Source organism: Microbacterium sp., assembly GCF_048259935.1.
Classification (GTDB): Bacteria; Actinomycetota; Actinomycetes; order Actinomycetales; family Microbacteriaceae; genus Microbacterium.
Window position 1 is genome coordinate 45,052 of record NZ_JBLXHF010000001.1, and the last position, 14,193, is coordinate 59,244.

Below are 14,193 nucleotides of genomic sequence, written 5' to 3' on the forward strand. Positions count from 1 at the left end.
CGGATGCGTTTAGAACCGGTCCCTGAGCCTGTAGAGCCGGTCCCTGAGCTGCGGATGCTGCGCGCCAAGGCCTACGGCCAGGGCAGCGGTCTGTCGGTCGAAGAGCTCACACGCCTGCGCGAACTCGAGGGGTGGGATGCGGTCGGCGCCGACGCTTCAGTTTCGGTCCCTGAGCCTGTCGTTTCGGTCCCTGAGCCTGTCGTTTCGGTCCCCGAGCCTGTCGAAGGGCCGCGCGGTTCTGCCGACGCTTCGACAGGCTCAGCGATCGGTTCTGCCGACGTGCCGCGGCGCCTCCGCCGCTGGCCTCTGGGGATCGTGACCGCCGTCGCGCTCCTCGGAATCGGCCTCGGCGCAGGCTGGGGGATGTGGGGCTGGGACAGCGAAGCATCTGCCCTCGCTGCCGCACACGGCGACACGCAGGCCGAGCTCGAAGCGGAGCAGCTGTACGACCCCGGCACCGTCGTGCCCGTTGCCGAGGACTACGGCGTCGTGGTCTGGCGCGCCAATCGCTCCGACGGCGAAGAGCTCTGCGTGATCGTCACCTCACCGCCGAGAGCCCCGCAGACCGATTGCGTGACTCAGGAACGTGTGGACAACTACGCCTGGCCGAGTGCGATGGTCATGGTGCCCGAAGGTGAAGACAAGGCGGGTCAGCAGCTCAGCGCGAGTCTGATCCCGCAGGCGAACGGCGAGATCGTGCCCTTCATCCAGGTCTGGGGCGAAGACGACAGCTGGAAGCTGCAGTACTCCGAGGACGAGCTTGCGCAGCTGCAGAGCCTTGAAGAGACCGGGCACACCGGGGCGATGCTCCAGATCCTCGGTCGTGACGGCGACAGACTCGTGTGGTCGAGCTGGGAGACCGGAATGCTCTGCGTGATCGCATCCACCGGCGGCGGCGGCTTCGCAGAGGCGTGTGCCGAAGGACCGGACGACACGCTCACGCTCAGCACCGAGGTAGACGGCATCCCGACGCGCTACGTCGTCACGCAGTCCGAGATGCGTTCGCCGCAACTGACGGTGTACAAGGATGTCGACGCGGAGTACTACTTCGGCGCCGACGATCCTTCATCGATCGACGACAAGACCGGTCAGTAGCGGTTCAGACCCGATCGGCGAGGATGGCCATGCGCGTGTCGCCCACGCGCGTGAGGATCAGTGTCGCGCTTGCGCTCCCGCGCAGGTTCAGCTTCTTGCGGAAGGCTGCGGGATCGATATCCATCCCGCGCTTCTTGATCTCGAGCGTGCCGACATCGTGCGCGCGCAGCGCGGCATTGATGGCCTTCGGGTTCGCCGCTGTCACTTCGCGCACCCGGAACGACTGCACGAAGGGGCTCGTGACCGCGGCATCCCCGGTGAGATAGGCGATCTTCGCATCCAGCATCCCGGCATCCAGCGACCTGGCGACGTCGCCGATGAGTCTCGCCCTGATCACCGCGCCATCGGGTTCGTGCACGAAGGCCCCGAGTTCGCGGGTCTCTGCGTCTTCAGCATCCGCCCCTGCCATCAGCTCGTGCGACTCATCCCCGCGGATCACCAATGCTGACCTGCGCACGCCCTCGCGGGCGAGAACGCCCGACCAGAGCACGAGCTCGACGACGCTGCCGTCGGCGCTGACCCACTGCGCCTCGGCATCTGCCGGCAGGGCCTCGCGGTCGTGGGCAGGGCCGAGCTTGATGCCGCAGGGCACGCGCTCGGCGAGCGCGAACGCCCAGTCGAGCGAGGGAGAGTAGTCGGATGCCGCGACCCGCCGTGTCTCGCTGTGCCCCGCCGTCCGGCGCGCAGGATCGAGCCAGACCGCGTCTACGGTGCTGACGTCGAATTCCTCGGCCGTGCCGTGATGCACGACGGTGTGGGCGCCGGGCACTTCGACAGGCTCAGCGACCGGCTTCTCGCTCCCTGAGCCTGTCGAAGGGTGCCCGAACGGGGCGAGGTTGTAGGCGGCGATCGCTGCGGTGACCTCGTCGGCATCCACGGCGACGACGCTGAGCCCTGCGCCCGCGAAGGCGAGGGAGTCCCCGCCGATGCCGCAGCCGAGATCCGCCACCTGAGCAATGCCCGCACGGCGCATGCGTCCGGCGTGGCGGGCTGCGACTCCCAGGCGCGTGGCCTGTTCGAGACCCGCTCTGGTGAACAGCATCCGCTCGGCGAAACCGCCGAACTTCGCGACGCCCTTCGCGCGCAGGTGCGCCTGGCCGACCACGGCCGACACCAGGTCGGGGGAGTGACCTGCGGCCCGAAGGCGCGACACGCTCTGCGCGACTTCGGCGGTCGATGAAACCTGGCCCACCTCTTCGAGCAGCCGAAGGCCCTCGGGGGTGAGCAGTGCGGTCAGCTCGGACATCTCCACTGATCCAGACTACGGCGTGCTTCGACAGGCTCAGCAACCGCGAATTGGCACTCGCATTGCGTGAGTGCCAGCCGACCGCCTACACTTGTGATTAGCACTCTCGGGTTGAGAGTGCGAACAAGTCTTTCGTGTCAGCGTCAAGAAAGAAGAGGTAGACCGTGTCGGTTTCCATCAAGCCGCTCGAAGACCGCATCGTCATTCAGCAGGTCGAGGCAGAGCAGACCACCGCGAGTGGACTGGTCATCCCCGACACCGCCAAGGAGAAGCCCCAGGAGGGCGAGGTCGTGGCGGTAGGCCCCGGTCGCATCGATGACAACGGCAACCGTGTTCCGCTCGACGTCGCCGTCGGCGACCGTGTCCTGTACAGCAAGTACGGTGGCACCGAGGTGAAGTTCGGCGCCGACGAGTACCTCGTGCTCTCGGCTCGCGACGTCCTCGCTGTCGTCGTTCGCTGAGCGGTTCCATAAGCTCAACACTTCAGAAGACCCGGATGCATCACGCATCCGGGTCTTCGTCGTGCTCGGGCCACACGTCACCCATACGCCCCCCATCAGCCCCTGGGGATCCCCCGGTGACTCCCGTCAAGCCTCGGGGGGACCCCCGATGTCGTGAGCGCGCGCAAGTTCCACACTCGTAGGACGAAGCCTTTCCGGCAGTCTCACGAACAGAGGAAAACATCATGGCTGTAGAAGACAACCTGAACGTTCTCGGTCTCCAGTGGAATCTGGATGTCGAAGACGTCGGGAACACCAACGTCGAGGACAACATGGTCATCGCCGACAACGAGGTGGGCAACACTGACACCGACGTGGACCTCGAGGATGTCAACGTCGGAAACAACGTCGACAGCAATGTCGGCAACGACCAGTCGGACCACGACTCCAACAACGACAGCTCGGACAACTCGACCGACGTCGATGTCGAGGTCGAGGACTCGTTCAACGACGACCACTCGAACCACGCTGATGACTCGTTCAATGAAGACGAATCGATCAACGACTCCTTCCAGGACAACTCGGTGCACGACTCGGCCAATGACTTCTCGGTCAACGCCGGCATCCGCCAGTACAGCAACAGCCAGGTCGACGTCGACGCGATGCTCGACAGCTCTGGAGCAGGTGCAGGATTCGGACTCGGCGGCGGGGGAGACCTCGACCTTGAGATCGACAGCCGCAGCACGGTCAGTGACCAGTCCGTGAACCAGAACATCACGACCGCATCCGGCTCGGGTGGCGCGGCCATCGCGGTCGGCGGTGACGCAGACGGCGGCTGGGGCGGACCGGCATTCTCCGGCGCGAACGGTGGCGACACCGGTAACGGCGGCGACGGTGCATCTGACGGCGGCACCGGTGTCGGTGTTGGTGGTCTGATCGGTGTTGGTGTGGGTGGCGACGCCGACGGCGACGGCGGCGGCACGCAGGGCGCAGGCGATGCGGGTTCGCTCGCAGACGGCGGCAGCGGCGCGGGCGGCGACGGCGGAAATGCCTTCGCAGGAGCCGGCGATGCATCGGGCGGCAACGTCTCGCAGTACTTCGGCCAGTCGAGCAACATCGCCTCTGGTGACGGATCGGTGGCAGCCGGCGGAGACGCCAGCATCACCAACATCGATACCGAAGTCAACGTCGGCGACATCAACATCGGCAACGAGTACTTCGACAACTCGTTCAACACCGATCTGTCAGACAACTGGTCGATCGAGGACTCCTTCCAGGACAACTCGATGACCGACAACTCCGACAACTGGTCCGTCGAGGACTCCTTCCAGGACAACTCGCTCGAGGTGGATGTCGACGTCGAGAACTCGAACGTCGCCAGCCCGTTCGGCGACGCGACAGAGCTCGATTTCTGACTCGAGCTTCACACAGTGCCCGGCCTCCCTTTCGGGAGGCCGGGCATACCAGTACACTCCGAAGCATCCTGATCTGAAAGCGAGATCTGATGTTCCATGACGAGCCTGACCCGACCGGGGAGACCGGTTTCGAAGGCGAGGCATGGGAGAACCCGGATGCTGCATTCTCCGATCCTTCCGGTATGAAGACGTTCGCCGAAGAGATCGACAAGGTCGACGTGTCGGACTGGGACGTCGACAGCGATTCGCTCTGGGGCGATGAAGACACGAATCCCACAGCCGACATCGGTGACGGGACGTTCGACATCGACTTCCTGGGCTGAGCCAGGGACACGCGGGCGCGATCGGCCCGATGGCAGCGAACGACAGGGGAGTTCACGTGCCGAACAGAGATTTCGAGGTCACACCCATCGTCGACGTCGTGCGCGATGTCGGCGATATCGCCGCGTCCACGGGGCGCGCAGATCTCGCAGAGCGGCTCGAGCAGACCAGCGCGCGGCTGCGCGATCCCGCCGTCCGGGTGATCATCGTCGGTGAGTTCAAGCAGGGCAAGAGCAAGCTCATCAACGCCCTGGTGAACGCGCCGGTGTGTCCAGTCGACGACGATATCGCCACGAGTGTGCCGCTTGCCGTCGGGTACGGCGAGGAGCCCTCGGCCTGGGTTCTGCGGCAGGTGGATGCCCCGCCCACCCGGTCGGCGGCGAAGAGGCCGTCCGTGCGCACGGTCGAGCGCGAGGAGATCGCGCTGACCGATCTCGCCCGGTACGTCTCAGAGCAGGGCAACCCCTCCAACGAGCGGGAGCTGCTCGCGGCGGAGGTGCTGCTGCCACGTGAACTGCTCAAGGGCGGACTGAAGCTCATCGATTCACCGGGTGTCGGAGGACTCGATTCGTCGAACGCGTTGACGACGCTGTCTGCGCTGTCCACTGCGCACGCCGTGCTGGTCGTCTCCGACGCCTCGCAGGAGTACACCGAGCCCGAGGTGCAGTTCCTCAAGCACGCGATGCGCGTCTCGCCCAACGTGGCCGCGGTGCTCGCGAAGACCGATCTGTACCCGGAGTGGCGTCAGGTCGAAGACATCGATCGCGGCCATCTCGAAGGCGTCGGTGACGACGTGCCGATCTTCTCGGTCTCGAGCGATCTGCGCCTGCTCGCAGCCGAGCTGCAGGATCGTGAGCTCAACGACGAGTCCGGCTTCCCCGCACTCGTCGCGCACCTGCGTCGAGAGGTGCTGGGCCGCGCCGAAGTGATCCACGAGCGAAGCGCGGTGCATGATCTGCTCTCGGTCGTCGAGCAGCTCGCCATCTCGATGCGCGCCGAGCTGAACGCCCTGCAGAACCCGCAGGACACTCCCCGGATGATCGCCGAACTCGAAGAGGCCAAAGCGAAGGCGGATGAGTTCCGCGGCCGCTCAGCGAGATGGCAGGTCACGCTGACCGATGGTGTCAGCGACCTCATCGCCGACATGGAGCATGACCTGCGCGACCGACTGCGTACGGTGCAGCGCGAGGCCGAGCACGCGATCGATGAGGGCGACCCCGGTCCCATCTGGGATCAGATCAGCGAGTGGATCGACCAGCGGGCGACGTCCGCTGTCACCGAGACCTTCGTGTGGACCGATGAGCGCTCGAGGTGGTTGTCCGAAGAGGTCGCCGATCTGTTCAGCGAGGGCGAATCGGCGATCCCCGCGATCGACGTCGGCAGCATGGACGGCGTGCTCGACCCGGTCGAGCCGATCGCGGGCCTGGACCCGGGGCGCATGGGCGCCGGCGAGAAGATCTACATCGGCGTGCGCGGCTCGTACGGCGGCGTCCTCATGGTGGGTCTTGCAACCGGTCTGATCGGAATGGCGCTGATCAATCCGCTCTCGCTGCTCGCCGGCATCCTCGTCGGGCGGCGCGCCTACCGCGAAGACATGCACGCCCGTCTGGCCCGCCGTCAGCAGGAGGCGAAGCTGCTCGTGCGCCGCTACATCGACGAGGTCATCTTCCAGGTCGGAAAGCAGCTCAAAGACCGACTGCGACTCGTGCAGCGCACCGCTCGCGACCACTTCGGCTCGATGGCAGAAGAGCTGCACCGTTCGCTCTCCGAAGCACTGAACTCGGCGAAGGCGGCCGCTGGCAGCTTCACCGTGACACGTGATGAGCGGGTGATCGCCCTGCAGGCGAAGATCGCGCGGCTCGAGAGCCTCCGCGACCTGATCCCCGAGCTGCCGCCGGCGCCGGTGCGGCGGGGTCTCCCTTCCCCGTCACCGGCATCCGCGCACTCCGGGACCGCCGCGCACTCCGGGACCGCCGCGCACTCCGGGACCGCCCGATGACGACCGCAGTCCAGGCATCAGAGGCGCAGACAGTCGACGTCATCACCGACGCTGACGGCGTGCTCAGTGCAGCGGCCGCCGTCTATCACCGCGACGCGACGGTTCTGGCAGGGCTCGAGCGCCTGCGTTCGCGGCTGCATGAGCCGTTGCGGCTGGCGATCGCGGGAATGGTCAAGGCCGGCAAATCCACGTTGCTCAACGCGATGCTCGGAGAGGAGATCGCCCCCACCGACACCGGGGAATGCACCAAGGTCGTCACCTGGTATCGCTACAGCGCGACGCCCAACATCACGATGCATCCGCGTGTCGGCCCTCCGCACCGGATGCCGATCCGCCGCGAGGGGGGCAGGCTCGTCCTGTCGCTCGGAGGGCTTTCCGCTGGCGAGGTCGAATGGATCGATGTCGGCTGGCCGCTGGAGGGACTGAAGAGGGTCATCCTCATCGATACTCCAGGAATCGGATCGCTCTCCGAGGAGACTTCCGCGCGCACGCACAGGTTCCTCACCCCGCAGGAATCGCCATCGGCAGCGGATGCCGTGGTGTACCTGATGCGCCACCTGCACGGCGCGGACGTGCATTTCCTCGAGGCATTCCGCGACACTGCGGCGGGCGCCGCGCAGACGGTGTGCGCGGTGGGGGTGCTGTCGCGGTCGGATGAGATCGGCGCCGGCAGGATCGACTCGCTGCTCTCGGCAGGCAGAGTGGCCCAGCGATATGAGCGCGATGGTGATCTCGCCTCGCTGGTGCTGCGGGTGGTGCCGGTCGCCGGCCTGCTCGCCGAGGGCGCACGCACCCTCCGGGAGAGCGAATACATCGCGCTGCGCGAGCTCGCCGGGCTGGGCCGCGCCGACCGCGAGAAGCTCATCGTCTCGGCAGACCGCTTCGCAGGGCCGTCCACGGCGACCACGCTCAGCACGACCGTGCGAGAAGACCTTCTGGCGCGATTCGGGATATTCGGCGTGCGTCTGGCGACCGCGCTCATCCGTGGCGGGGCGCACACCTCTTCTGAGCTGTCCGATCAGATGGTGCAGCAGAGCGGACTGCTCGAACTGCAGGATTTCATCGCCGCGCAGTTCCACACGAGGGCCGCGACCCTGAAGACTCGTGGGGTGCTGCTGGAGCTCGAGCAGCTGCTGCGGGCGCACCCCAGAGACGGGCTGGACGATGTGCATGCCGGAATCGAGCGCATCACGATGCGCGCGCACACGCTGCGCGAGCTCGCGCTGCTGGCGCTCGCGCGGTCAGATGGCCTGCCGTTGTCGGATGCTGACGCAGACGAGGCCCAGCGCATCGCCGGTGTCGACGGCACCGCACCGCACATGCGCCTCGGTCTGCCTGCGGATGCTGACGCTGCTGCGCTCCGCGCGAGTGTGACGGAGAAGACCGATCACTGGCGCAGCCTCAGCCTGTCTCCGCTGACAGACCGTGCGACGGTCCACGTGTGCCGGACGATTCTTCGCAGCCTCGAGGAGATCGCGTCAGAAGTCGGTGCCGGCCGGAGCCTCTGGACCCCGACGGACGTCATGCTGGCGGGCGGTCCAGGCGATGGCACGGGGCAGGACGCCGGCGAGCAGGGCGAGAAGAACAAGCGCCGCCTGGGCGGTCAGAAGCGGTGGAAGTGGCTGACCCTGCTGACCGAGCGCAACCCACTCCGGTGAGAGCGCGACCACGAGCGCCTGCACGACGAGGGTGGCCAGTTGCCACCACCGCGTGCCGGGGCGCCGCCCCATGAACGACACCATCAGCACGATCTGCGTGAGCAGAATCGCGACGAGCGCCGCGAACACGATCCAGAAGATGATGTCGGCCGCGGACTTGTACGTCGCCTCATCTCGACCTTCGGTCACTCCCTTCGCGACATCGGCGATCAGCGGCAGCAGGTCCTGCCGGATGATGAAGAAGTACACCACGGTGAACCCGCCGACGGCGAAGCTCATGATCCAGAAGAACTGACTCAGCCTGATCGAGAAGGGCGGCGGCACCTTGACGAGCACCGGTGCCTCGTTCGCGCCGCGAACGAGAGGCCGCTGAGGGGCCTCTCGTTTCGGCGGGCTCCCGTTGCCGGGTGCCGGGTTCGACTGAATGGTCACTGTCCCTCGACCGGCTCCTCGATCATCGGCTCGTCTTCTACGGCGACGCCGGCGGCATCCTCCGTATAGGACTCCGCAGGAGCTGCGGCCATATCGGACTCGAGCACGTCCGCTGGCTCCTCGTGGACCATGACCGGTTCGTAGGGCTCTGCCAGCGGCGCCTGCTCCATCGCCGGCGCGGCATCCGCGGCGTCTGCCGCGTCGGTCGCCACGACGACGCTGGTCGAGTTGTCCTCCACCGAATTGTCCTGGAACGAATCGTCGATCGTGGAGTTGTCGGATCCATCGGTGTTGTTCGAGTTGTTGTACTCGTCGTTGCCGATGTTGATGTCACCGGTGGTGATGTCGGTGTCGGTATCGGTGACAGTGGCGTCATCGCCGGCTGCGACTGCTTGGTCGCCCGAAGCCACCACGGCATCCTGATCGAAGATCTGCGTGACATCTCCGCCGTCGGTCCAGATGTTCTGGTTCACCGACTGGTCGACGATCGTCGACCGGGCGTCGATCGTCGTGAACTGGCTCACCAGACGAATGATCTCGTTGACCACCGGGTCCGGAGGATTGGGCGGCTCAGGAGGCCCGGGGTGCGGAGGGCGCGGCGTGACCGACGGATGATCCACGACCACGGGCGCGACTGCGCGCACGTCGGCGACGCAGGCGTTCTGCACGCCGCCGCGCATCATCACCGCCTCAGGATCGGCGGTGAACTCCTCCGCGGCTTCCGGATCGTGCAGAAGGCTGAGTATGAACGAGATCAACGCGTCTGCGATGGTCTCTACAGGTGAAATCATGAGTTTGCCTCTTCGCCTTGCTCGGACAATGGGTCACTATCGGGGAGCTCCTCAGAGCGTATTCCGGCCCCGTGCAGGCATCATCGGGGGTGACCCCGATAGATCCCCGGGGCACTAGGGGGGTGTGCCATTCTCACTGGGGTGCGGAGCCTCCGTCGGGCCGTGTTCAGACCCGATGAGATGCCGCAGCTGCGCGATCATCTCCGAGCGGGAGCCCGCTCCGAGCCTGCGCCGGATGTGCGCGATGTGATGCTCGGCCGTGCGAGGGGAGATGAAGATCGTCTCACCGATCTCGGCATAGGTCTTGCCCTCGATCACCAGCCGCGCCACTTCGAGTTCGCGTTCGCTGAGCACCTCCTGCGGAGTGCTCGTGGCCGGAGTCGTCGAATCGCCGGCGTGGGCGGCCATCGCTCTGCGTGATCCGTCGATCGGGTGCAGTTCTCGCGCACAGGCGAGCAGTCGGGCAGCCACCTTGCGATCCTGCGACCTGGCCGCGCCGTGACCGGCCAATCGTGCACCATCCCAGACGAGGCCGATCGATGCCAGATCCTCAGCGGCCTTCTCCACGGCGTCGGCGTCAACGGTGCCGCCGAGTACCGATGTCCACACGCGTCCGGCTTTCGCCATGGTGCTGGCGATGCGACTGTGCGCTGAGGCTTCGACGAGCGCCTTCGCATGCGGGCGCAGGGACTCGGGACGGTTGAGCAGAATGCCGTTCTGGATCCCGGCCCAACGCAGGTGCGCAGACCACAGTGCAGGGTCATGCAGTTGATGCACGAGCTGGAGCGCCCGCTCGAACTGCGGGCGGATCCGCTCCGGATCGCCCACGCGCGAAGCGGAGCTGATGAGTTCGGCCAGGGGGTGCAGCAGATAGAGATCGACGTCGACGCGCAGCAGACTCGCTCTGGCACGGCGCCACGCGGTTTCGAGCCCCGCGGCATCCTCATAGCGTCGTGCGATCGCGACGCGCACGGCATCCGCAAGCAGAAGGTCGCGCGGGGCGCGCGCAGCGCTGGCGCTCGCCAGTGCTTCGCGCGCTTCGCCGGGCCGAGCGAGTTCGACGGCGATCCATGCACGCCACAGCAGCAGGCGGGGGCGCGCCCACGGCCCGCCCTGCGCGCCCGCGATCGCATCGTCGATGACGGAGCGCGCTGTGGCGAGGGCGCCGAGATTCAAGGCGACGATCGCCGCGAGGACGGCAGGCAGTTCTGGAATGCCGGATGCCTCGTGCGAGGTCGTGTACATCTCTGATGCGCGCACGAGATCCGAGAGCGAAGACTCGGCCTGTTCCGGCGCGATCGATGCGTCTAGCCCCCGGCGCAGCAGGCGCATCGCGACACCGAGCGTCGAGGGGACGGACTCCTCTGTCGACGCAGGAGCGTCGGGATCCGTGTCGGCGGGAATGCCGACGGCGAGGGCAGCGATGCGCGCGCGTGCCGCAGAGAGGGGACCGGCGGCAGACGCGAGCCGGTACACGGTGTGGGCCTGCTCCATCATCCCGCGGGCCGCCCAGATGGCGGCCGTGGTATCGGCGAGCCTGTCGCGGTCGTGCGCATCTGCGGACGGTTCGGTCAGCGGACCTGCCTCATCGACGAGCGCGCTCGCGGTGTCGAGATCGCCGGCCGACCAGGCGGCGTCTGCGCGTCGGCCGGCCAGCAGCGACGCATCCGCACCGGAGCGGATCGCACCCTCGTAGAGCTCTGCGGCGCGCTTCGGATGCGTGGGAAGAAGCAGATCGGCATGTCGGATCAGCACCTCGCCCGGCGTGCTCGGGCCGCCCGGCGTGCTCGGACCGTGCGACGACGAGCCGACGGCAGTATCCAGCGCGATCAGGCGACCTGCCGGCATCCCTGCCTGCACGGCGATGCGCACGAGCGGGACCGGCTGTCCGCTGCGCAGGAGAAGGCCTTCGGCATAACCGTGCAGCGCGTGCTCGCCCGACACATCCGCAGCGTTCGGCATGCCCGGATCGGATACGCAGATGCGCTCGATCTGTTCACGCAGACTCGGCTCCGTCATGCTCAGGCGGTGGGCGATGCGCTCTTCCAGCGCCATGCGCAGCTCGTTGTGGGTCGCGCCGCCGCCGCAGTCGCGGTCGTCGTGGGCGCGCAGCGCATCGCTGACCAGCCAGGACACGCCTCCGGTGATTTCGAGGATGTCGCTCAGACACGCCTCCGACAGGCGCAGGCCGTGCGGAGAAAGATAGGTCAGCAGGTCGGCGCGCGATACGTGGCCGAGGACGACGCTCGGATGATGCTGCTCGAGATGCTGCGAGATCTCCGCGACAGCGTCGTCCCAGCCGGCCGGACGCAGCGCGACGATGAGAGCGGCATCCGGGTCGGCCGCGCGCATGCGCAGCTGCGCGAGCTGATCGACGCCGAGCCGGTGCAGGTCGTCGACGATGAGCACGTGCGAGTGCGGAACCGCTGCGATGTCTGCCGGGCCAGGGCGCAGGTACACGGCCTCTCGAGCGTTCTCGGTCAGCAGCGCATGCAGGTGACGCAGAGTCGTGGACTTTCCCGAACCGGCGTTGCCGACCACCAGCGCGCGCGGAGCAGAATCACTGATGGCTTCGACAGCCGGGCCGATCATGTGCTCCCAGAGCGCGGGCAGCGACATCCGATGTGATGTGGCGCGCGCGATGTCGTCGTGTGTCGTCGCGGGTTGCCGCTGTTGCTCGGCGAGCATGATCAGGCATCTCCGATCAGGTGGGCGTGGCTACCGGACCTGAGTGCTGCTCGCCGGCAGTCGGGGCTGTCTCGGCCAGAGGCGTCTCTGCGACCGGAGTCGGGCTCACCGGTGCAGGGTCCTCTGCCGGTGGCGTGGTGTCAGCGGGCGGGGCCGTCGGGTCGGTCGGGTTGCTGCCGTCGGGGGCAGTGTCTTCTGGGGCGGGGTCTTGCGGGGTGGTGTCGGGGATCGGATCTGTTGGAGTGGTCTCCGGCGGGGGCGTCGTGGTCGTGCCACCCGTGTCATCGGGGTCGCTCGTGTCTGCCGGGGGCTGTGTGGTGCCGGTCTGGCCACCGGGGGTGGTCCCGGTGCCGGCGTCAGTCGAACCCGGCGTGGTCGGAGCAGCGCCCGTCGATCCTCCGGAATCGTTGGAAGGCGAGGTCGGCTCCACCTTCGGACCGGACTGCCTGGTCTTCGGCGCCGCCTGCTTCGAGCCAGCATCCGATTTCAGCTCGCTCACCGGACGGATGACCGATTCTGTGGCCGGTACCTGCGGGGTAGCCGGTGCAGCCGCCGCCGGATCAGGAGTCGGCTTCGTCGGTGCGCCGCCGAGCGGCTTCGGCAGGCTCATGAGCGTGGATGCCGCATGAGCGACGAAGTCCGGCCAGCGGGTGCCGGCGGCTGTGGTGTTGCTGAGGACGATCGTGGCGGCGATGAAGACGGCCGCCACGGCGAGCAGCGCAGGAGAGGTCGTGCGGGATGGCTTGGCGAACAGCGTCTGCAGGAATGCGGCGGCCCTGGTCTTCTCCTGTGATGGGTTCTCGCCGGGCTGATCCTGCTCTGGCGTACGCTCGTTCTCCGCTGGCTTGGGCGTGACCGACTGGGGCGTGACGGACTTGGGTTCGACGGCTCGCGAGGTGCGTGCGCTCGGCGCCGGCGCCGGCGCCGGCGCCGGCGCCGGCTTCGTCTCGGTCGCGGCACCGGTGCCGTAGGTCAGGTCGCAGGCGATGCGAGCGGCGCCGAGCGCCGTGGCGGCCTTCGTGTCAGCATCCGCCACGATCTGCACATCGAACCGCTCGGAGAGCCGCTGCGCGACCAGCGGAGTGCGCGAGGACCCGCCAGCGAGCACGATCCCTTTCAGGCGGTCTCCGTGGGCATCTGCCGACTCGATCGCGAGGTCGAGAGCCTCGACGGTCCGATCGAGATCGGCTGCGATCATGCCCTCGAGTTCGGAGCGGGTGATGCGCACACTCGCGCCGCCGGCGAGGGCGCCGAGCCGCACCGTCGCGTCTCCGGCCGAGGAGAGGAGCTCCTTGGCCTCGACGACCGCGCTGCGGACGTCGACCAAAGCGGTCAGCGGCGCGTCAGCGACGTCGGATCCCTGCACGGAGAGCACATGGCGCATGAGTTCGTCGTCGAAGCTCGCGCCTCCCAGATGTTCGATGCTCACCTGGTCGCCGACGGGCTGATAGCGCCCGCCGGAACGCTGGCGCAGGACGCGGGCGTCGAACCGGGTGCCGCCGAGATCGTAGACCGCGAGCATGTGTCCTGGGTCGAGCGGAAGGGCGGTCTCGGACTGCCGAGCGGATGCTTCGGACTCGCTCAGCAGGATCGGCGCATCGATGCCCGCGCGCTGCAATGCCCCGCGCAGGCGAGAGAGGCGGTGTCCGCCCCAGGTCGTGGGATGAGTGATGGCGATCACCGCGGGCTGTTCGCCCTCGGCTTCGGTGACTTGATCGACGACCCAGGCGCACAGTCGCGCGACGAGGTCGTCGGCGGACACGGCATGTTCGCCGATCAGCAGGCGAACGCCGTTCCCGACGTCGTGGGCGAATTCGCGCACCAGTCTGTGCGGGGCCGTTGCTCCCCGCCGGGTGGCCTCTTCACCGAAGAACAGCGTTTCGTCCTCTGCGACGAACACAGCAGAAGGTGCACTGTGCTCGTTAGCGCCTAACGAGAACAGAGCCGGGTTGTCGTATGACTCGCGTGAACCGTGAGCAACGGCAGCAGAAACCCTGCTGTTGCCCGCGTCGATCGCGAGCAGGAAGGAGGGTTCGCTCACGTCATCGGGATGAGTCGAGACCGCGTGTGCAGGCTCGCTCAGGTAGTTCGAACTGCTGGGTGATGCT

10 protein-coding genes are annotated in these 14,193 nt (G+C 67.2%); 6 read left to right on the forward strand and 4 right to left on the reverse strand.

Annotated elements, in window-relative coordinates; translation table 11 throughout:
- Window positions 1-3: 3 nt before the first annotated feature.
- Window positions 4-1,095, forward strand: coding sequence for a hypothetical protein (locus tag ACN0RC_RS00225; RefSeq protein ID WP_417508052.1), 1,092 nt, complete (start codon window positions 4-6; stop codon window positions 1,093-1,095).
- A gap of 4 nt (window positions 1,096-1,099) precedes the next feature.
- On the opposite strand, the gene ACN0RC_RS00230 is transcribed toward ACN0RC_RS00225, so the two are convergent.
- Window positions 1,100-2,347 (reverse strand): THUMP-like domain-containing protein, encoded by a 1,248-nt coding sequence (locus ACN0RC_RS00230; protein WP_417508053.1) that lies wholly within the window; start codon window positions 2,345-2,347, stop codon window positions 1,100-1,102.
- A 158-nt stretch (window positions 2,348-2,505) separates the two neighbouring features.
- Here ACN0RC_RS00230 and groES point away from each other — a divergent pair, with 158 nt between their 5' ends.
- The 5 genes from groES (at window position 2,506) to ACN0RC_RS00255 (ending at window position 8,174) form a co-directional block, all read left to right on the forward strand.
- Window positions 2,506-2,802, forward strand: coding sequence for a co-chaperone GroES (groES, locus tag ACN0RC_RS00235; protein WP_067242196.1), 297 nt, complete (start codon window positions 2,506-2,508; stop codon window positions 2,800-2,802).
- Window positions 2,803-3,026: 224 nt separating this feature from the next.
- Window positions 3,027-4,196, forward strand: a complete 1,170-nt coding sequence (locus tag ACN0RC_RS00240; RefSeq protein WP_417508054.1) for a hypothetical protein — start codon at window positions 3,027-3,029, stop codon at window positions 4,194-4,196.
- Window positions 4,197-4,285: 89 nt separating this feature from the next.
- Window positions 4,286-4,519: a hypothetical protein gene (locus ACN0RC_RS00245; RefSeq protein WP_417508055.1), complete on the forward strand. Its 234-nt coding sequence runs from the start codon at window positions 4,286-4,288 to the stop codon at window positions 4,517-4,519.
- 29 nt (window positions 4,520-4,548) lie between these two features.
- On the forward strand, window positions 4,549-6,516 hold the full coding sequence (locus ACN0RC_RS00250) for a dynamin family protein (protein ID WP_417508056.1): 1,968 nt from the start codon (window positions 4,549-4,551) through the stop codon (window positions 6,514-6,516).
- Window positions 6,513-8,174 carry a dynamin family protein gene (locus tag ACN0RC_RS00255; RefSeq protein WP_417508057.1) on the forward strand — a complete coding sequence of 554 codons (1,662 nt, stop codon included), beginning with the start codon at window positions 6,513-6,515 and terminating at the stop codon, window positions 8,172-8,174. Before ACN0RC_RS00250 ends, ACN0RC_RS00255 begins: the two co-directional genes overlap by 4 nt.
- 428 nt (window positions 8,175-8,602) lie before the next feature.
- On the opposite strand, the gene ACN0RC_RS00260 is transcribed toward ACN0RC_RS00255, so the two are convergent.
- The 3 genes from ACN0RC_RS00260 to ACN0RC_RS00270 all read right to left on the reverse strand — a co-directional run bounded on the left by ACN0RC_RS00260 (window position 8,603) and on the right by ACN0RC_RS00270 (window position 14,126).
- Window positions 8,603-9,397, reverse strand: a complete 795-nt coding sequence (locus ACN0RC_RS00260) for an IniB N-terminal domain-containing protein (protein ID WP_417508058.1) — start codon at window positions 9,395-9,397, stop codon at window positions 8,603-8,605.
- A gap of 114 nt (window positions 9,398-9,511) precedes the next feature.
- Window positions 9,512-12,085, reverse strand: coding sequence for a LuxR C-terminal-related transcriptional regulator (locus ACN0RC_RS00265; protein WP_417508059.1), 2,574 nt, complete (start codon window positions 12,083-12,085; stop codon window positions 9,512-9,514).
- A 16-nt stretch (window positions 12,086-12,101) separates the two neighbouring features.
- Window positions 12,102-14,126, reverse strand: coding sequence for an Hsp70 family protein (locus tag ACN0RC_RS00270; protein WP_417508060.1), 2,025 nt, complete (start codon window positions 14,124-14,126; stop codon window positions 12,102-12,104).
- Window positions 14,127-14,193: the final 67 nt, after the last annotated feature.

Coding starts and splice junctions, on each gene's coding strand:
- ACN0RC_RS00255 (WP_417508057.1), top strand. CDS start 6,513: ATGACGACCGCAGTCCAGGCATCAGAGGCGCAGACAGTCGACGTCATC.
- ACN0RC_RS00225 (WP_417508052.1), top strand. CDS start 4: ATGCGTTTAGAACCGGTCCCTGAGCCTGTAGAGCCGGTCCCTGAGCTG.
- ACN0RC_RS00260 (WP_417508058.1), bottom strand. CDS start 9,397: ATGATTTCACCTGTAGAGACCATCGCAGACGCGTTGATCTCGTTCATA.
- ACN0RC_RS00240 (WP_417508054.1), top strand. CDS start 3,027: ATGGCTGTAGAAGACAACCTGAACGTTCTCGGTCTCCAGTGGAATCTG.
- ACN0RC_RS00265 (WP_417508059.1), bottom strand. CDS start 12,085: ATGCTCGCCGAGCAACAGCGGCAACCCGCGACGACACACGACGACATC.
- ACN0RC_RS00245 (WP_417508055.1), top strand. CDS start 4,286: ATGTTCCATGACGAGCCTGACCCGACCGGGGAGACCGGTTTCGAAGGC.
- ACN0RC_RS00250 (WP_417508056.1), top strand. CDS start 4,549: ATGGCAGCGAACGACAGGGGAGTTCACGTGCCGAACAGAGATTTCGAG.